The sequence below is a fragment of the Curvibacter gracilis ATCC BAA-807 genome (genome assembly GCF_000518645.1).
In the GTDB taxonomy this organism is placed as follows: Bacteria; Pseudomonadota; Gammaproteobacteria; order Burkholderiales; family Burkholderiaceae_C; genus Curvibacter; species Curvibacter gracilis.
The window spans coordinates 135,292-152,219 of record NZ_KI912466.1 but is presented as its reverse complement, the minus strand read 5'-3'; the positions used below and the strand labels follow the sequence as shown (position 1 = coordinate 152,219).

13 protein-coding genes are annotated in these 16,928 nt (G+C 68.5%); 9 read left to right on the top strand and 4 right to left on the bottom strand.

Annotated elements, in window-relative coordinates; all coding sequences use genetic code 11:
- Positions 1–117 precede the first annotated feature (117 nt).
- The 3 genes from xdhC to L880_RS0126295 all read left to right on the top strand — a co-directional run bounded on the left by xdhC (position 118) and on the right by L880_RS0126295 (position 3,799).
- Positions 118–951 (top strand): xanthine dehydrogenase accessory protein XdhC, encoded by an 834-nt coding sequence (gene xdhC / locus L880_RS0126305; protein ID WP_027478137.1) that lies wholly within the window; start codon positions 118–120, stop codon positions 949–951.
- A 216-nt stretch (positions 952–1,167) separates the two neighbouring features.
- A complete protein-coding gene (locus L880_RS0126300) occupies positions 1,168–2,376 on the top strand; it encodes a urate hydroxylase PuuD (RefSeq protein WP_019574768.1) in 1,209 nt (402 codons plus the stop codon).
- A gap of 13 nt (positions 2,377–2,389) precedes the next feature.
- Positions 2,390–3,799, top strand: a complete 1,410-nt coding sequence (locus L880_RS0126295) for an 8-oxoguanine deaminase (RefSeq protein ID WP_027478136.1) — start codon at positions 2,390–2,392, stop codon at positions 3,797–3,799.
- Positions 3,800–3,834: 35 nt separating this feature from the next.
- Here L880_RS0126295 and L880_RS0126290 read toward each other — a convergent pair whose 3' ends face one another.
- Positions 3,835–5,607 (bottom strand): GGDEF domain-containing protein, encoded by a 1,773-nt coding sequence (locus tag L880_RS0126290; protein WP_245615408.1) that lies wholly within the window; start codon positions 5,605–5,607, stop codon positions 3,835–3,837.
- A gap of 223 nt (positions 5,608–5,830) precedes the next feature.
- On the opposite strand from L880_RS0126290, the gene L880_RS0126285 reads away from it, so the two are divergent.
- Entirely contained in the window at positions 5,831–7,201 is a 1,371-nt protein-coding gene (locus tag L880_RS0126285; RefSeq protein ID WP_245615382.1) for a glycerate kinase type-2 family protein, read from the top strand.
- An 18-nt stretch (positions 7,202–7,219) separates the two neighbouring features.
- Here the strand turns inward: L880_RS0126285 and L880_RS0126280 are convergent, their stop codons facing one another.
- Positions 7,220–8,128 (bottom strand): LysR family transcriptional regulator, encoded by a 909-nt coding sequence (locus L880_RS0126280; protein WP_027478133.1) that lies wholly within the window; start codon positions 8,126–8,128, stop codon positions 7,220–7,222.
- Between the two features lie 161 nt (positions 8,129–8,289).
- On the opposite strand from L880_RS0126280, the gene gcl reads away from it, so the two are divergent.
- From gcl to L880_RS0126265, 3 genes are read left to right on the top strand one after another with little or no spacing between them, the layout of a single operon-like run.
- Positions 8,290–10,080 carry a glyoxylate carboligase gene (gene gcl / locus L880_RS0126275; RefSeq protein WP_027478132.1) on the top strand — a complete coding sequence of 597 codons (1,791 nt, stop codon included), beginning with the start codon at positions 8,290–8,292 and terminating at the stop codon, positions 10,078–10,080.
- Positions 10,081–10,129: 49 nt separating this feature from the next.
- Entirely contained in the window at positions 10,130–10,906 is a 777-nt protein-coding gene (gene hyi / locus L880_RS0126270) for a hydroxypyruvate isomerase (RefSeq protein ID WP_027478131.1), read from the top strand.
- A 45-nt stretch (positions 10,907–10,951) separates the two neighbouring features.
- A complete protein-coding gene (locus L880_RS0126265) occupies positions 10,952–11,857 on the top strand; it encodes a 2-hydroxy-3-oxopropionate reductase (protein ID WP_027478130.1) in 906 nt (301 codons plus the stop codon).
- Here L880_RS0126265 and L880_RS33705 read toward each other — a convergent pair whose 3' ends face one another.
- Both L880_RS33705 and L880_RS0126255 read right to left on the bottom strand, forming a co-directional pair.
- Positions 11,858–13,495 (bottom strand): methyl-accepting chemotaxis protein, encoded by a 1,638-nt coding sequence (locus tag L880_RS33705; RefSeq protein ID WP_043330777.1) that lies wholly within the window; start codon positions 13,493–13,495, stop codon positions 11,858–11,860.
- Positions 13,496–13,834: 339 nt separating this feature from the next.
- A complete protein-coding gene (locus L880_RS0126255; protein ID WP_043330775.1) occupies positions 13,835–14,074 on the bottom strand; it encodes an oxidoreductase-like domain-containing protein in 240 nt (79 codons plus the stop codon).
- 327 nt (positions 14,075–14,401) lie between these two features.
- Between L880_RS0126255 and L880_RS0126250 the strand changes: the two genes are divergently transcribed.
- A complete protein-coding gene (locus tag L880_RS0126250; protein WP_027478128.1) occupies positions 14,402–16,054 on the top strand; it encodes a GMC oxidoreductase in 1,653 nt (550 codons plus the stop codon).
- Between the two features lie 141 nt (positions 16,055–16,195).
- Positions 16,196–16,819 (top strand): Crp/Fnr family transcriptional regulator, encoded by a 624-nt coding sequence (locus tag L880_RS0126245; RefSeq protein WP_027478127.1) that lies wholly within the window; start codon positions 16,196–16,198, stop codon positions 16,817–16,819.
- Positions 16,820–16,928: the final 109 nt, after the last annotated feature.

Genomic DNA, 16,928 nt, shown 5'->3' with positions numbered 1-16,928 from the left:
GGGTCCGTTCATGCGCGCATTGTGCCTTTGCGTACCGGTTCTGATTGTTGCCAGTCGTATCTGCCGTAAGGCCATTTTGTCTGGATAAAGGGTTTTATGACCGCAAAATCAGCGCCCATGAGTGCTTTGTCCCAATTGCTGCAGCGCCTGAACGATGAACCCGCCTGCCTGGTGCGCGTGGCGCGCACCCAGGGCTCGGTGCCCCGTGAGGTGGGCGCCTGGATGGCGGTGTGGCCCGAGGCCGTGCTGGGCACCATCGGCGGCGGCCACCTCGAGCTGGTGGCCACCCTGGCCGCCCGCGAAGGCTTGCGCGACCCGGCCACGCCCTGGCCGCAGCAGCAGCGCCATGCCCTGGGCCCCAGCCTGGGGCAGTGCTGCGGCGGTGTGGTGCACCTGAGCCTGGAGCGGGTCACCACCGCCGACCGTGAGCGCCTGCGCACCGAACTGGCGCAAGGCGGCCAGCCCCTGGCTTTGTTTGGGGGCGGCCATGTGGGGCATGCGCTGGTGCGGGTGCTGGCGCCGCTGCCGTTTCGCCTGCGCTGGATCGACAGCCGCGACGGCATCTTCCCGCCCGAACTGCCCGAGAACGTGGAGGCTGAGCATTCCGACCCGGTGCAAGGGGCGGTGGCCGACCTGGTGCCGGGGTCTCAGGTGCTGGTGATGAGTTTCAGCCATGCCGAAGATCTGGACATCGTGGCCGCCTGCCTGCGTCGCCAGCGCGAGCGCGGTGACCTGCCTTTTGTCGGTCTGATCGGCAGCCAGACCAAATGGGCCACCTTCCAGCGGCGTCTGCAGGAGCGTGGTTTCACCGCCGAGGAACTGAATCACATCACCTGTCCCATCGGTGTGCCGGGCATCACCGGCAAGCAGCCGGAGGTCATTGCCGTGGCGGTGGCGGCACAGTTATTGCAAAAGCTTCCGGGCACCGGGGCCGCCTCGGGAAAGCCCTGATCCGGGGCCGGACGATACGCCTGCACGGTGCTCAAAAACTGTATACACTTTGCCGCCTGGAGGCCGTGACAACGACCTCCTTCCTGCATCCGGTCGCAGCGGAGCTGGGGTTCTTCCAACCCATGGCCGCGGCCCCAACTTCTGCTCACAGCGCCCGCAGTGGTGAGCAGACCATCAAAGTGCCGCCCTGTTGGTTCAGGGGCACCGGAGTTGAGAATGGAAAGCTATTTCCTGGACTGGGCCAACCTGCTGCTGCGCTGGGTCCACGTCATCACCGCCATCGCCTGGGTTGGCTCCTCGTTCTATTTCGTCTTTCTGGACAGCAGCCTCACGCCGCCCGAAGACCCCGAACTGAAACGCCAGGGCGTGAGCGGTGAATTGTGGGCCGTGCACGGCGGTGGCTTCTACCACCCCGTCAAGTTTGCCGTGTCACCGCCCAAGCTGCCCGGCCATCTGCACTGGTTCTATTGGGAGAGCTACAGCACCTGGCTGACCGGCTTCTCACTGTTCACCGTCTCCTACCTCTGGAGTGCCAGCACCTACCTGATCGACAAGTCGCGCATGGACTGGGCCCCTGCCGAGGCGATTGCCGTGGCGCTGGGCTTTCTGGTGGTGTTCTGGCTGCTGTACGACGGCATCTGCCGGGTGTTCGGTCAGCGCAAGAATGGCGACGCCATCGTGGGCGCCCTGGTGCTGGTGCTGGTCTGCGTGGCCTCGTGGCTGGCCTGCCACTGGTTTGCCGGCCGTGCCGCCTTCTTGCTGATGGGCGCCATGATCGCCACCTCGATGAGTGCCAACGTGTTCTTCTGGATCATCCCAGGCCAGCGCACCGTGGTGCAGCAGATCAAGGACGGCCTGCCGGTCGACCCCATCCACGGCAAGCGTGGCAAACAGCGCAGCGTGCACAACACCTATTTCACGCTGCCGGTGCTGTTTGCCATGCTGTCCAACCACTACAGCTTCACCTACACCCACCCGCAGAACTGGCTGGTGTTGATCGGCATGATGTTTGCCGGCGCCGCCATCCGCCAGTTCTTTGTGATGCGCCACGGTTTCAAGTTGGGCCGCAACGCCCACCCCTGGCCCTATGCCGCCGCCGGCGTGGTGGTGCTGCTGGGGCTGATCGTCTGGCTGCGTCCGGCCCCGGTGGCGCCCGTGGCCGCCTCGGCGGCTCAACCGGCCGTCACCTTTGCCCAGGTGCAGCAGGTGTTGTCCGCGCGCTGCTACATGTGCCATGGCGAGGCCGTGCAGATGAAGAACGTGCGCCTGGATTCGCCCGAGCAGGTCAAGGCCCATGCCCAGGCGGTCTACCAGCAGGCGGTGGTCACCAAGATCATGCCCATGAACAACGCCACCGGCATCACCGACGAGGAGCGCGCCCTGATCGGCGCCTGGTTCCAGGCCGGTGCCCCCACCACCCCCTGATCGCTGGCCTGTCATGAGCAAGACCCTGCTGCTGCGCAACGCCCGTTGCGTCGCCACTTTTGACGAGCAGCGCCGCGAGCTGAGCGATGCTTCGGTGTTCATCCGCGACCACCGCATCGAGGCCATCGGCCCTGCGGCCGACCTGGCCGATTTGGCCGAGCAGGCCGACGAGGTGCTCGACCTGCGCGGCTGCCTGGTCACACCCGGCCTGGTCAACACCCACCACCACATGTACCAGTCGCTCACCCGGGCGATACCGGCGGTGCAGGATGCCGAGCTGTTCTCGTGGCTGCAGGGGCTCTACCCCATCTGGGCCGGCTTGACGCCCGAGATGGTGCAGGTCTCGACCCAGGTGGCCATGGCCGAGCTGCTGCTCAGCGGCTGCACCACCAGCAGCGACCACCTCTACATCTACCCCAACGGCGTGCGCCTGGACGACAGCATCGAAGCCGCCCAGGCCATCGGCATGCGCTTTGTCGCCACCCGCGGCAGCATGAGCGTGGGCCGTTCGCAGGGCGGCCTGCCGCCCGATGAAGTGGTCGAACGCGAAGACGCCATCCTGCGCGACACCCAGCGCCTGATCGAGCGCTGGCACGACCCTCGCCACGGCGCCATGGTGCAGGTGGCGGTGGCCCCGTGCTCGCCCTTCAGCGTCAGCCGCGATCTGATGCGCGAATCGGCCCTGCTGGCCCGGGCGCACGGTGTGCGACTGCACACCCACCTGGCCGAGAACGACCACGACATCGCCTACAGCCGCGACAAGTTCGGCTGCACCCCCGCCGAATATGCTGAGCAACTGGGCTGGGTGGGGCACGATGTGTGGCATGCCCACTGCGTCAAGCTCGACGCGGCCGGCATGTCGCTGTTCGCCCGCACCCGCACCGGGGTGGCGCACTGCCCGTGCAGCAACATGCGCCTGGCCTCGGGCATCGCCCCGATCCGCCGCATGCTCGACGCAGGCGTGCCCGTGGGCCTGGGGGTGGACGGCAGCGCCAGCAACGATGGCGCCCACATGTTGGGCGAGGCGCGTCAGGCCATGCTGCTGGCCCGGGTCGGCCGTGCCCTGGAGCCCTTTGGCTGCGATGCCGGCCCCGCCGAGATGAAGGCCCGCGACGCCCTGGCCCTGGCCACCCGCGGTGGGGCCGAGGTGCTGGGCCGTGCCGACATCGGCTCGCTGGCCGTGGGCCAGTGTGCCGACCTGGCGGTGTTCGACCTGGGCAGCCTCGACTTTGCCGGCGGCGCCGTGCATGACCCGGTGGGCGCGCTGCTGCTGTGTGCGCCGGCCAAGGCTCGCCACACCGTGGTCAACGGCCGGGTGGTGGTGCGTGACGGGCAGCTCACCACGCTCGATCTGCCCCCCTTGATCGAGCGCCACAACCGCCTGGCCCTGCAATTGGCGGTGACGGCCCTGGGCCGGCGCTGATTGGGCGCCGATTTGAAGCGGGGGCCTGGGGCGGCTCAGGCGGCCCGCTGCAGCGGCGCTTGAGCCATCAGGGGCCCGGGCAACTGAGGCCCGCGCACATGCAGGCCGCTGTGGCTCTGCTTGGCATCGTGCTTGGCCAGGGCGGCCTCGTTGGCCACCTGCTCGGCCGACTCGTACTGGCCGCGCAGCACCCGGACCGCGCCGATCGACAGCGTGGTGCACGGAAAAAAGCGCTTCACGCCGTGCCGGTCCTCGGCTTCGATGCCACCGGCCTGCCGGGCCACCTCGTCAAACAAGGCCATGGCCTCGCGCGCAAACTCCGCGATGATGGCCTCGCAGCGTTGCTGCCAGTTGTTGCTCTGAAACAGGATCATGAAGTCGTCGCCGCCCACATGCCCCACAAAGTCGCGCCGGGCATCGCAGTGGCTCACGCACAGCCGGGCCACCAGGCGGATCATCTCGTCGCCGCGCCAGTAGCCGTACTGGTCGTTGAAGGGCTTGAAGTGGTTCAGGTCGGCGTAGCAGGCCACGAACTCGCTGCCGCTGGCCAGCAGGCGGTCGATGTGCATGCTGATCGGGATGTTGCCGGGCAGAAAGGTCAGGGGGTTGGCGTGGCGGGCCGCCTCGATGCGCGCCTCGGTCACCGAGCGCACCAGTTGGTCACCGGTGCCCAGGCCCACGTAGCGGCCGTTGTCGGTGACGATGAAGCCGTCGTTCAGGTAACGTTGGTCCTGCGAGGTCAGGATGCCCACCAGTTCGTCCACGTCGTAGTCCAGCTCCACCACCCGAGGCGAGTGGTTGGCATAGGCCAGGCAAGGCTTGCGGCCATGCACCTCACGAAAGTACAGGGTGGCGTAATGGTTCATGAACTGCTGGCGGTTGATCAGCCCCACCGGCCGTTCTCCGTCCACGATGGCCAGCGCGTGCAGTTCGGGCCGGGCCTTGAACACCTCGGCCAACTCGTTGTTGGTGCAGCCCATGCCCACGGCCGGGGCCTGGATCACGGGCAGGTGGCGCAGCACGCCGGGGCGGGCGGTCTGCTGCAGCTGTGGCAACACCGACACGCGGCGGTCGTGCATCACGTTCAGCGCGGCCTCGACCACCGCCTGTGCCACCTCGCGCGCCGGGCGGCCCAGCAGGTAGCCCTGACCATAGGCAATGCCCAGGTCGCGCAGCACGCGCAGGTCATCGGTGGTTTCGATGCCCTCGGCGATCAGCACCGAGCCGAACACCTCGGCAATGCCCTTGAGCGCATTGACCACCTGCAGGCATTCGGTGCGCTGGTCCAGGGCCCGGGTGAAGTACTTGTCGATCTTCACGTAGGCGGGCTTGACCTCCGACCACAGGCGCAGGCTGGAGCGCCCGTCGCCAAAATCGTCCAGGGCCAGGGTGATGCCGGCGGCGTGCAGGTGCTGCACGGCGGCGTGCAACTGCTCCATGTCGCCCACCCGCTCGTGCTCGGTGATCTCCATCACCAGCATGCGGGGCGACACCCCGCAGCGGCGTGCGGCCTCGATCAGCGATTCGGCCTCTTGCAGGCGCATGGCCTCGACCAGCGCGTCGGCGCTGATGTTGACGAACAGCCGCCCGGGCTCGCCCGCCTGGCCCCATTGCAGCAGGGCCGTGTGCACGCAGAACAGCTCGAACTCGAACAGCAGGTCTTCCTGCTGGGCCAGTGCCAGCAGCACATCAGGCCGCTCCCACTCGGTGCCCGCCGGGCCACGGATCAAGGCCTCATGGCCGAAGATCGAGCCGCTGCGCAGGTCGGCAATCGGTTGGAACACGCAATGCAGCGCCTGCTGCTCCATCAGGGTGGCCAGGCGACCGGGCGCCAGGCTCAGGCCATGTTCCGGCGTCACCACCCGGGCCACGGCCTGGGCTTCGAATGAGGATCGGTTCAAGCGCACTCCTGAGGATGGACCAAGACGCAGGATTCTGAACCCCGCCTGTGACCGGTGCGTGACGCCAGGCAAAGCTGTTGTGACCGGCCCGGGGGCCGACCCGCTGCGCAAGGCTTGGCACAATCGGGCCATGACTGCCCCACAAGCCCCCCAACATCGCGTCGCCCTCGATCTGCAGGGCGCTGTCTGCCCCAGCCCCAGCGCGGATCCGCAGGCCTTCTTGCAACACCTGTATGCGCAGGCCGTCTGGCGCGCCCTGCCGCTGCAAGGCCTGGCACGCCACCTGCCCCAGCCGCCCAAGGGGCGCACCCTGGTGCTCGGGGCCGGCAAGGCCGGGGCCTCGATGGCCCAGGCGGTCGAGGCGCTGTGGCCGGCCGAGGCGCCGCTGTCGGGCCTGGTGGTCACGCGCTACCACCACATTCCGCCGCGCCCCGCCGGCCTGCCCGAGCGCATCGAAGTGGTCGAGGCCTCGCACCCCGTGCCCGATGCGGCCGGCTTGGCCGCGGCCCAGCGCATCCTGCAACTGACCGAAGGCCTGACCGAGGACGACCTGGTGCTGTGCCTGATCTCGGGTGGCGGCTCGGCCTTGCTGACCCTGCCGGCCGAGGGCCTGAGCCTGGAGGACAAGCAGCGCATCAACCGCGCGCTGCTGCACAGCGGCGCCAGCATCGGCGAGATGAACTGCGTGCGCAAGCACCTGTCGCGCATCAAGGGTGGGCGCCTGGCCGCGGCCTGTGCGCCGGCCAAGGTGCTCACGCTGACCATCAGCGACGTGCCGGGCGACGACCCCTCGGTGATCGCCAGTGGCCCCACCGTGCCCGATGCCAGCAGCTGCGCCGAGGCGCTGGCCATCCTGGCCCGCTACGGCATCGAGGTGCCTGCGGCGGTGCACGCTCAGTTGCAGGCCGGTGCGCTCGAAACCCCCAAGCCCGGTGACGCGGTGTTCGCCGGCCATGAGGTGCAGCTGATCGCCACCCCGCGCCAGTCCCTGGAGGTGGCGGCCGAGGTGGCCCGCGCGGCCGGCATCGCGGCCTATGTGCTGTCCGACGAGATCGAAGGCGAATCGCGCGAGGTGGGCAAGGTGCACGCGGCACTGGCGCGATCGGTGGCCCAGCATGGCCAGCCCTTCGCCCGGCCCTGCGTCATCCTGTCGGGCGGTGAGACCACGGTGACGATCCGCCCGCAGCCCGTCGGCAGCCCGCGGGGGCGCGGCGGCCGCGCCGGCGAGTTCTGTCTGGGCCTGGCCCAGGCCCTGCAGGGGCAGGCCCGCGTCTGGGCCCTGGCGGCGGACACCGACGGCATCGATGGGGTGGAAGACAACGCTGGCGCCTGCGTCAGCCCCGACACCCTGGCCCGCGCCCAGGCCCTGGGCCTGAAGGTGGAGCAGTTCCTGGACCGCAACGACGCCTATGGCTACTTCGAGGCCCTGGGCGATCTGGTCATCACCGGCCCCACCCACACCAATGTGAACGACTTCCGGGCGATGCTGATCCTGGATTGATGCATCGGTGCGGCGGGATCACTTCAGCTGCTCCCACCAGCGCGCCTCGAAACGCCCCTGCATGAAGGCCACGAAGGACGAGACCTTCTGCGGCAACAGGCGCGGCGAAGGGAACACGGCGTGGATCTCCTGCTCGGGCAGCTGGCAGGTTTTCAGCACCTCCACCACCCGGCCGCTGGCCAGTGATTCGGCCGCCACATAGCGGGGCAGGGCGGCCACCCCCAGGTGGGCCCGGGTGGCCGCCAGCAGGGCCGACAGGTTGTTGGAGCGCATGCGCCCGCTCACCGGCACGTTCACCAGCTCACCCGCCGGCGTGCGAAGGCGCCAGAAGTCGTCGCCCTGCACGCTGCTGTAGATCAGCGCGTCGTGCCCGCGCAGCTCGGTGGGCTTGCGCGGCGTGCCATGGCGCCGCAGGTAGGTCGGCGAGGCCACCAGGGCCCAGGGGTTCTGGCCCAGGCTGCGCGCGCCCAGACCCGAGTCGGCCAGCTTGCCCAGGCGGATCGCCACATCGATGCCCTGGGCCACCAGATCGGTGTAGCGGTCGTCAAAGCTCAGGTCCACCTTCACCTGCGGGTGGCGGGCCATGAATTCCAGCACCAAGGGCACAACCACCCGTCTGCCGAAAGCCACCGAACTGCCCACGCGCAGCAAACCGTTCACCTGCGTCTGGCGCACCTGGACCACCTCTTCGGCCTCGCTCACCTGGCCCAGGATGGCTTTGCAACGCTCGTAGTACAGCGCGCCGGGCTCGGTCAGGCTGACCCCGCGCGTGTTGCGGTTGAGCAGCCTCACCTTGAGCTGGGCCTCCAGGGCCGCCACCTGCTTGGTGACGGTGGGCTGGGTGGTGGCGAACTCTTTCGCCACCTTGGTGAAGCTGCCGGATTCCACCACCCGCACAAACAGATTCATGGCGTCGAAACGGTCCATCGCAGTCTCCTGGCTCTTCTTGGGGCTTGCAGTGTGCGCTGCCGTCGATCCGGCAGTCATTCCAGCAGCGAATAAATTTTATGGCCCGCCCGGGCATTCCGGCCAGGGCCGGTGCCGCCTAAATTTCGTCCACCCCGACAGGGTTCACCCAAGGAGACGACATGGCAAGAATGAAGGCGATCGAGGCAGCGGTCTGCATCCTCGAAAAAGAAGGTGTGAGTGTGGCGTTCGGCGTGCCCGGCGCCGCCATCAACCCGCTGTATGCGGCGCTCAAGGCGCACGGTGGCATCGGCCACATCCTGGCGCGCCACGTGGAGGCCGCCTCGCACATGGCCGAGGGCTACACCCGCGCCGTGGCCGGCAACATCGGCGTGTGCATCGGCACCAGCGGTCCGGCCGGCACCGACATGGTCACCGGGCTGTACTCGGCCAGTGCCGACTCCATCCCGATTCTGTGCATCACCGGCCAGGCGCCACGGGCCCGCTTGCACAAGGAGGATTTCCAGGCCGTGGACATCAGCGCCATTGCCCGCCCGGTCACCAAATGGGCCACCACCGTGATGGAGCCGGCCCAGGTGCCGGGGGTGTTCCAGCAGGCCTTTCACCTGATGCGCTCGGGCCGCCCCGGCCCGGTGCTGATCGACCTGCCGATCGATGTGCAGTTGGCCGAGATCGACTTCGACCCCGCTACCTACGCCCCCTTGCCGGCCTGGAAGCCCCAGGCCACCCGGGCCCAGGTGGAGCACGCGCTGCAGCTGCTGAGCCAGGCCGATCGCCCCTTGCTGGTGGCCGGTGGCGGCATCATCAACGCCGATGCCTGCGGCCTGCTGGTCGAACTGGCCGAGCTGCTGCAGCTGCCCGTGATCCCCACCCTGATGGGCTGGGGCAGCATCCCCGACGACCACCCGCTGATGGTGGGCATGTGCGGCCTGCAGACCAGCCACCGCTACGGCAATGCCAACCTGCTGGCCAGCGACTTCGTGCTGGGCATCGGCAACCGCTGGGCGAACCGCCACACCGGCTCGGTCGAGGTCTACACCCGGGGGCGCAAGTTCGTGCACATCGACATCGAGCCCACCCAGATCGGCCGTGTGTTCGCCCCCGACTACGGCATCGTGTCCGACGCCGGTGCAGCCCTGGCCCTGCTGGTCGAGGTGGCCCGCGAGTGGCTGGCCGAAGGCCGCCTGCGCCCGCGCAGCGCCTGGCTGGCCGAATGCCAGGCCCGCAAGCAAAGCCTCGATTACCTGCGCAAGACCCACTTCGACCAAGTGCCCATGAAGCCGCAGCGCGTCTACCAGTGCATGAACAACGCCTTTGGTCGCGACACCTGCTATGTCTCGACCATCGGCCTGTCGCAGATCGCGGCCGCGCAGTTCCTGCACGTCTACCACCCGCGGCATTGGATCAACTGCGGCCAGGCCGGCCCGCTGGGCTGGACCCTGCCGGCTGCCCTGGGCGTGCGGGTGGCCGACCCGGCGCGCAAGATCGTGGCGCTGTCGGGCGATTACGACTTCCAGTTCATGCTCGAAGAGCTGGCCGTGGGCGCGCAGTTCAAGCTGCCCTACATCCATGTGCTGGTCAACAACAGCTACCTGGGCCTGATCCGCCAGGCGCAGCGCAGCTTCTCGATGGACTACTGCGTGCAACTGGCCTTCGACAACCTCAACACCGAGGCCGACGAGCCGGCCCGCAGCTACGGCGTGGACCACGTGAAGGTGGTCGAGGGCCTGGGCTGCAAGGCCATCCGCGTGCACCGCCCCGACGAGTTTGCCCCCGCGGTGCAACAGGCCGAGGCCTGGATGGCCGAGCACCGCACGCCGGTGGTGATTGAGCTGTTGCTGGAGCGGGTGACCAACATCGCCATGGGCACCGAGATCGACCAGATCAACGAGTTCGAAGACTTGGCTGGCAGTGCGGCGGACGCGCCCACCGCGATTGCCATGCTCGATTGAGCGCCCCCCGGCCGTCTGTTTTTGTCCAATCTTCAGGGAGAGCCCACCCATGCCCCGCTTTGCTGCCAACCTCACCATGCTGTTCACCGAACGGCCTTTTCTGGACCGTTTTGAAGCCGCGGCGAACGCCGGCTTCGAGGCCGTCGAATTTCTGTTCCCCTACGCCTACGAGGTGAGCGAGATCCGCTCGCGCCTCGATCAGCACCGGCTGCAACTGGTGCTGCACAACCTGCCCGCGGGCGACTGGGACGCGGGCGAGCGCGGCATCGCCTGCGACCCGACCCGGGTGGCCGAGTTCCGGGCCGGCGTGGGCCAGGCCCTGGCCTATGCCCAGGCACTGGGCGTGCCCCAGCTCAACTGCCTGGCCGGCAAGGCGCCAGCCGGCGTGGCCGAGCCGCTGCTGCACCAGACCTTGGTGAGCAACCTGCGCTTTGCCGCCGCGGCGCTGCGCCAGGCCGGGCTGCGCCTGCTGATCGAGCCCATCAACCCCTTCGACATCCCGGGCTTCTACCTCACCCGCACCGACCAGGCCCTGGCCCTGCTCGACGAGGTTGGGGCCGACAACCTGTTCGTGCAGTACGACATCTACCACGCCCAACGCGTGGAGGGCGAACTGGCGGCCACGCTGCAACGGGCCCTGCCGCGCATCGGCCACATCCAGCTGGCCGACAACCCGGGTCGGCATGAGCCCGGCACGGGCGAGATCAACTACCCCTGGCTGCTGCGCCACATCGACCGGCTGGGCTATGCGGGCTGGATCGGCTGCGAGTACAAGCCCGCCGCCGACACCCTGGCCGGCCTGGGCTGGCGCCGCGCCATGGCCTGAACAGACCGCTTTCAATCAACTGTGACCTGACAACGGAGACCTCTCATGACTCAAAAACCGCTTCAACTCGGCTTCATCGGCCTGGGCATCATGGGCACGCCGATGTGCCTGAACCTGATCCGCGCCGGCCACCAGCTGTTTGTGCACACCCGCGGCAAGGTATCGGCCGCGCTGGCCGACACCCCGGCCACCCAATGCCTGAGCGCCCGCGGCGTGGCCGAACGGGCCGACATCGTCTTCACCATGCTGCCCGACACCCCCGATGTCGAACAGGTGCTGTTCGGTGATGACGGCCTGGCCCTGGGCCTGAGCCCGGGCAAGCTGGTGATCGACATGAGCTCGATCGCGCCCCTGCCCACGCAGGACTTTGCCCGGCGCATCGAACAACTGGGCTGCCAGTACCTCGATGCTCCGGTGTCAGGTGGCGAGGTGGGGGCGCAAAAGGGCACGCTGTCGATCATGGTGGGCGGGCCCGAGGCCGCCTTTGCCAGGGCCAGGCCGCTGTTCGAGCTGCTGGGGCAGAACATCACCCTGGTGGGCCCCAACGGCGCCGGGCAGACCACCAAGGTGGCCAATCAGATCGTGGTGGCCCTCAACATCGAGGCGGTGGCCGAGGCCTTGCTGTTCGCCTCACGCGCCGGGGCCGACCCGGCCAAGGTGCGCCAGGCCTTGATGGGCGGCTTTGCCGCCTCGCGCATCCTCGAGGTGCATGGCGAGCGCATGATCCGCCGTAGCTTTGAGCCGGGCTTTCGCATTGCCCTGCACCAGAAAGACCTGGGCCTGGCGCTGGACAGTGCCCGCGCCCTGGGCCTGGCCCTGCCTGCCACGGCGCAGGCCCAGCAATTGTTCAGCGCCTGCGTGGCCCAGGGCGGTGCCGCCTGGGATCACTCGGGCATGGTCAAAGCGCTCGAGCGGCTGTCGAACTTCGAAGTGGGCCAGAAACCCGTTTGATCAGCTCAGGCGCAAGGTCTGCGGGGCGCGCGCCAGCGCGGGCGCCGGTGCCGGTGCCGCCACCGGTGTGTCGCGGCTGAGGCGGAAGGTGTGCACGATCTCGGTCAGCCGGTGTGCCTGATCGCGCAGGCTGTCGGCCGCCGCCGCACTCTCCTCGACCAGGGCTGCGTTCTGCTGCGTCACCTCGTCGAGCTTGCCCACGGTGGCGCTGATGTCGGCGATGCGGCCACTCTGCTCGTCGGCCGCGGCCGCCACCTCGGACATGATCGAGGACACGTTCTGCACCGAGCTCACCAGCTCGTGGATGGTGTCGCCCGCACGGCGCACCAGGTCTTCGCCCACGGCCACGCGCTCCACGCTGTCGGTGATCAGGCTCTTGATCTCTTTCGACGAACTGGTGGCGTGGCCGGCCAGGCGCCGCACCTCGCTGGCCACCACGGCAAAGCCGCGGCCTTGTTCGCCGGCCCGGGCCGCTTCGACCGCCGCGTTCAACGCCAGGATGTTGGTCTGGAAGGCAATCCCGTCGATCACACCCACGATGTCGGCGATCTTGCGCGAGCTCACGCTGATGCCCTCCATGGTCTGCACCACCTCCGATACCATCTGCCCGCCACTGATGGCGTGGGTCGAGGCGGTGGCCGCCAGGCGGTTCACCTCGCGGGCCGAGGCCGTGCTGTGGCCCACCATCTGGGTCAGGTCGGTCAGGGTGTGGGCGGCTGTCTGCAGGTTGTGCGAGGCCTCTTCGGTGCGCTGGCTCAGGTCCAGGTTGCCGGCAGCCACCTCGGCACTGGCGTCCTTGATCGATTCGGCCGTGCCGCCGATCTCGCCCACGAGTTCGCGCAGGCGCTGCTGCATGGCGGCAATCGCCTCCAGCAGGCGGCCGGTCTCGTCATGGATGCGCACCTCCACCTGGGAGGTCAGGTCGCCCGCGGCAATGCGCTCGGCCACCACCACGGCGCGCCCGATCGGCGCGGTGACGCTTTGCGTGATGCGCCAGGCCACCAGCACGCCAACCGTGATCGAGGTCAGCACCAGCAGGGCCGCCGTGATCTGGGCGCGGGCCATGCTGTCTTCGGCGCCCTGGGCCTCGGCCTGGTTGAGGCGGTTCTGGTACTCGATCAGGTCGCTCAGGCGGGCGCGCCACTTGACCTCGCTGGGCTCGACCCGGTTCATCATCGCGATCGAGGCGCCCACGTTGTCGCCCTCCAGGGCCGTCTTCACCGACTGTTGAAGCTCGGGCAGGGTCGCATCGGCGATCGCCTTGATGTCGTCCAGCAGTTTCAGCTCATCGGCATTGGCGCCGCTGGCGCGCGCCAGGGTGGCCAGCTCGGTCTGCTGCTTGAGGTACTGGTCCAGCGTGGCCTTGAGCTTGTCGGCCTGCTCGGTCGAACGTTTGGTGTCGCTCTCCGACAGCATCACCGCCGAGCGGCCGCGCAGACCCAGCGAGTCCACATCCTGCAGCATGTTGTTCATCAGCCGGGTCTTTTCGGCGCTGGTGCTGGTGATGCGCTGCAGCCGCCCATGCAAATCCCTGGCCGACCACTGATCCACCGCCACCACCACCAGCAACAGCGCCAGCACGCTGCCGAAACCGAGGCTGAGCCGATGGCTGAGGGACAAAGACTTGAGAGCGCTCATGTGAAAAACCTTGAAAAGAAAACAAGTCCCTGATGCCTGGCTTTCAGCATGTGTGGCGTGCGCCGCCCTGCCGTTTGCAATGCCAATGTTCTGCCACCCGCGCCAAGCCCGGACCCAGGAAAACCCCTGAGCCCACTCCCGGATCACCCCGGTGACCCCACGGATCTCGCAGGCGGGCCCCGCAGCGTGGTGGGCGGTATTGTTGTTGTAAGCGTCATGCAAGAGAAATGCCAAGTCCGGCTGATCCCATGCCGGCCGTGCATAACCTCCAGCGGCCGCTCTTGGCCCCGCTGCGGTGTTGACGGAGGGTGGTCAACGGCCCTGGGTGCCGGGCAGATCTCAGCTGTTCACCGAGCCCGCCAGCAAGGCCTCGGCGTCTTCGCACCAGAACGCGAGCGCGGCGTAGAAGCCCTCCCACACACAACCGTTGCAGCCGCGCCCGCAGCAGGTCTGGGGCTCGGGCGGCGGTGGGCGCAGGCTCAGGCCCGCCTGGGCCAGGGCGGCCTGCAGGCGGGCGATCTGCTGGCGGCCTTGTTCAAGCGCGGGGAGAGCGGGCAGGGCGTCGGGGCTGGCGGACATGGGCGGTGGCTGGGCAGGGCCGGGCGGAGGGCGGGTTGAAGAACGGATTGAAGGGCGGGCTTGAATGGTGACCGGAATCGGCCGCTTTTCGTGATGTCTGTCATGGCCGGGCCAAGGCATTCATGGGCCGGTATTGTTGCAAACTGTAAAATTTGGAGCGGTCAGCCGCTTCCGGCAGGCCCCTCGCCCGGCCTGGACGGCTTGCTGGCGCAGCGCTCACCTCACCCGATTCTGCATGCCTGCGATGACCTCCTATGCCCTTCTGAAAGCTGTGCGGCTGCCGCACGCGCCTGCATTGAACGTGGTCTTGTGGCGGGGGCTGCTGTCATGAGCGTGCTGCAACAGGCTCCGGGCGAGCGCGTGGTTTACGACCTGTGTGTGATGGGGGCCGGCCCGGTGGGCCTGTCGCTGGCACTGGCAGCGCAGGCATCAGGCCTGCGGGTGCTGGTGGTGGAGGGCGGTGGCCTGGACCCGGCCCAGTCGGCGCCCGATTGGAGCGGCTCCACCTGTGTCAAGCCGCAGCACCACGCGCCGCTGGAACTGGCCACCCACACCGGTCTGGGCGGCACCACCTGGCTGTGGGGCGGGCGCTGTGTGCCGTTCGAGGCGCACGACTTCGAGGTGCGGCCGCAGGTGCCGGGCGTGCAGTGGCCGCTGAGCTGGCCCGAGGTGCAGCCCTGGTACCAGGCGGCCGCCCGTTGTGTGGATTGCGGCTCGGCCGAGTTCCGCCGGCCGCTGCCCTCCGAGGCGCGGGGCCCGGTCACCCGGCTCACGGATTTCGAGCTGACGCAGATCGAGCGCTGGGCCCATCAACCGCGTCTGCTGGGCAGCCTGGGCCAGCAGGCCCTGGCCTGCGAGGGCCTGGATCTGTTGTTCGACACGCGGGTCGAGGCGCTGGTCTTCAGCCCGGACGGAGGGCGGCTCGAGGCCCTGCAGGCCGAATGCCGGGGGCAGCGTGTCGAGTTGCGCGCGCGCGCCTTCGTGCTGGCGGGCGGCGCCCTGGGCGTGACCCGCCTGCTGCTGAAGGCCCAGGCCGGCCGGCCGGCACTGTTTGGCGGCCCGGAGGGGCCGCTGGGGCGCCATTACATGGGCCACATCCTGGGCAGCATCGCGCGCCTGGTGCTGAAGCAGCCCGAGGATGTGCGCTGGCTGGATTTCAGCCGCGACAGCTGCGGCACCTATGTGCGCCGCCGCCTGACGCCCAGCCCGGCCCTGCAGCGTGCCCAGGGCTTGCTCAACACCTCGTTCTACATCGACAACCCCCCTTTCTACGAGCCCAGCCACCGCAACCCCACGCTGTCGGCGGTGTTCATGGGTCTGGCCATTGCGCCCATCGGTCGCCGCCTGGTGGCCGAGGCGATGCGCCTCAAGCACATCGGACCCCGGCCTTACCGCTGGCTGGCCCATGGCCTCAACATCGCGCGCCGCCCCTGGCGCGCCGCGCTCGATGTGATCGACATCCTGCGCAACCGTTACCTGTCGTCGGTGCGCAAGCCGGGCTTTGTGCTGCGCAACGCCGGGGGCACCTATGCGCTGGTCTACCACGCCGAGCAGATTCCCCACCCCGACAGCCGCGTCACCCTGAAAAACGAGGCGGGCGACCTGCGGGTCGACTTCTGCTATCAGCCGCAGGATGTCGACTCGGTGCTGCGCGCCCATGCCCTGCTGGACCACGACCTGCGCGCGGCCGGCCTGGGCCACCTCGAGTACGAGCGGCCCGAAGCTGAGCGCGCGGCCCATGTGTTCGAGCAGGCGACGGACGGCTTTCACCAGATCGGCACCACCCGCATGAGCGCGGACCCGACCCAGGGCGTGGTGGATGGCCAACTGCGCGTGCATGGGCTGGACAACCTGTACATCGCCTCCAGCAGCGTGTTCTGCACCTCGGGCGAGGCCAATCCGACCTTGCTGGCCGTGGCCCTGGGCCTGCGGCTGGCCGATCACCTGGCACGGCAACTGGGCTTCGTCCAGAGGCCGTGACCCCCGCTCAGGCGCGCCGTGCCGCACGTGGGCGCGGCGAACGCAGTGAGATCAAACAGGGGCATGGTCGGGCGCGAGCCCAGTCAGGCCCTTTGACATGCCTCAATATCGGGCGCAGGCGGGTCGGGCAAAGTCGCCTCCATGTTGCCCTCTGAGTATTTCGGTTTGTCCCTCGAACACGAGGTTGTCCCCCCGGGTCAGGTCTTGCTCGCGCGCCAGACCACCTCACCCTGGGTGCACTTCATCGATTCAGGGCGCGTGGTCCTCGGCCTGTATGACGGCTCCGAGATGAGCCATCAGCTGGGCGTGGTCGAAGGGCCCTTCTGGCTGGAAGCCGCCTCGGCGGTGCTCGGCCTGCCGGAGGTGGTGGACGCCATGAGCGATACCCCCGTCATCGTGCGCCGCATGCCCCTGCCGGCCTTCCAGCGCACCCTGGCCACCCTGGCGCCGCCGGCCCGCAAGCTGCTGCAGGATGTGTCGCGCTCCCAGCGCCAGCAGACCGAACTGGCCGTGAGCCGCCTGGCCATGGACGCCGAGGCGCGCTGCGCGCGCTGGCTGCTCAACCATGCCGAGCAGGCCAGCCAGGGCGTGGTGAACGTGCTGCTGAACCAGCGCAAGCGCCTGATCGCTGCCGAACTGGGCATCGCCCCGGAAACCTTGTCGCGCGTGCTGCGCCACCTGCGCGAGCGCAGCCTGATCGCAGGCTCCGGGCGCAACCTCACTTTGCTGGACCCCAGCGGCCTGCAAAGCCTGGCGGGCGGTTGAAGCGGCCCTGGCCCCGGTTCGGGCCTCCGCTAGGGGTTGTCCCTAGACCGTCTGGTTGTACCGGGCGCAACTCCTTATAGTCGGCGCATTGTTACAAATGCGGAAGTGC

Coding starts and splice junctions, on each gene's coding strand:
- L880_RS33705 (WP_043330777.1), bottom strand. CDS start 13,495: ATGAGCGCTCTCAAGTCTTTGTCCCTCAGCCATCGGCTCAGCCTCGGT.
- L880_RS0126290 (WP_245615408.1), bottom strand. CDS start 5,607: ATGGAGCAGCAGGCGCTGCATTGCGTGTTCCAACCGATTGCCGACCTG.
- L880_RS0126285 (WP_245615382.1), top strand. CDS start 5,831: ATGACTGCCCCACAAGCCCCCCAACATCGCGTCGCCCTCGATCTGCAG.
- L880_RS0126255 (WP_043330775.1), bottom strand. CDS start 14,074: ATGTCCGCCAGCCCCGACGCCCTGCCCGCTCTCCCCGCGCTTGAACAA.
- gcl (WP_027478132.1), top strand. CDS start 8,290: ATGGCAAGAATGAAGGCGATCGAGGCAGCGGTCTGCATCCTCGAAAAA.
- L880_RS0126265 (WP_027478130.1), top strand. CDS start 10,952: ATGACTCAAAAACCGCTTCAACTCGGCTTCATCGGCCTGGGCATCATG.
- hyi (WP_027478131.1), top strand. CDS start 10,130: ATGCCCCGCTTTGCTGCCAACCTCACCATGCTGTTCACCGAACGGCCT.
- xdhC (WP_027478137.1), top strand. CDS start 118: ATGAGTGCTTTGTCCCAATTGCTGCAGCGCCTGAACGATGAACCCGCC.
- L880_RS0126245 (WP_027478127.1), top strand. CDS start 16,196: ATGTTGCCCTCTGAGTATTTCGGTTTGTCCCTCGAACACGAGGTTGTC.
- L880_RS0126280 (WP_027478133.1), bottom strand. CDS start 8,128: ATGGACCGTTTCGACGCCATGAATCTGTTTGTGCGGGTGGTGGAATCC.
- L880_RS0126300 (WP_019574768.1), top strand. CDS start 1,168: ATGGAAAGCTATTTCCTGGACTGGGCCAACCTGCTGCTGCGCTGGGTC.
- L880_RS0126295 (WP_027478136.1), top strand. CDS start 2,390: ATGAGCAAGACCCTGCTGCTGCGCAACGCCCGTTGCGTCGCCACTTTT.
- L880_RS0126250 (WP_027478128.1), top strand. CDS start 14,402: ATGAGCGTGCTGCAACAGGCTCCGGGCGAGCGCGTGGTTTACGACCTG.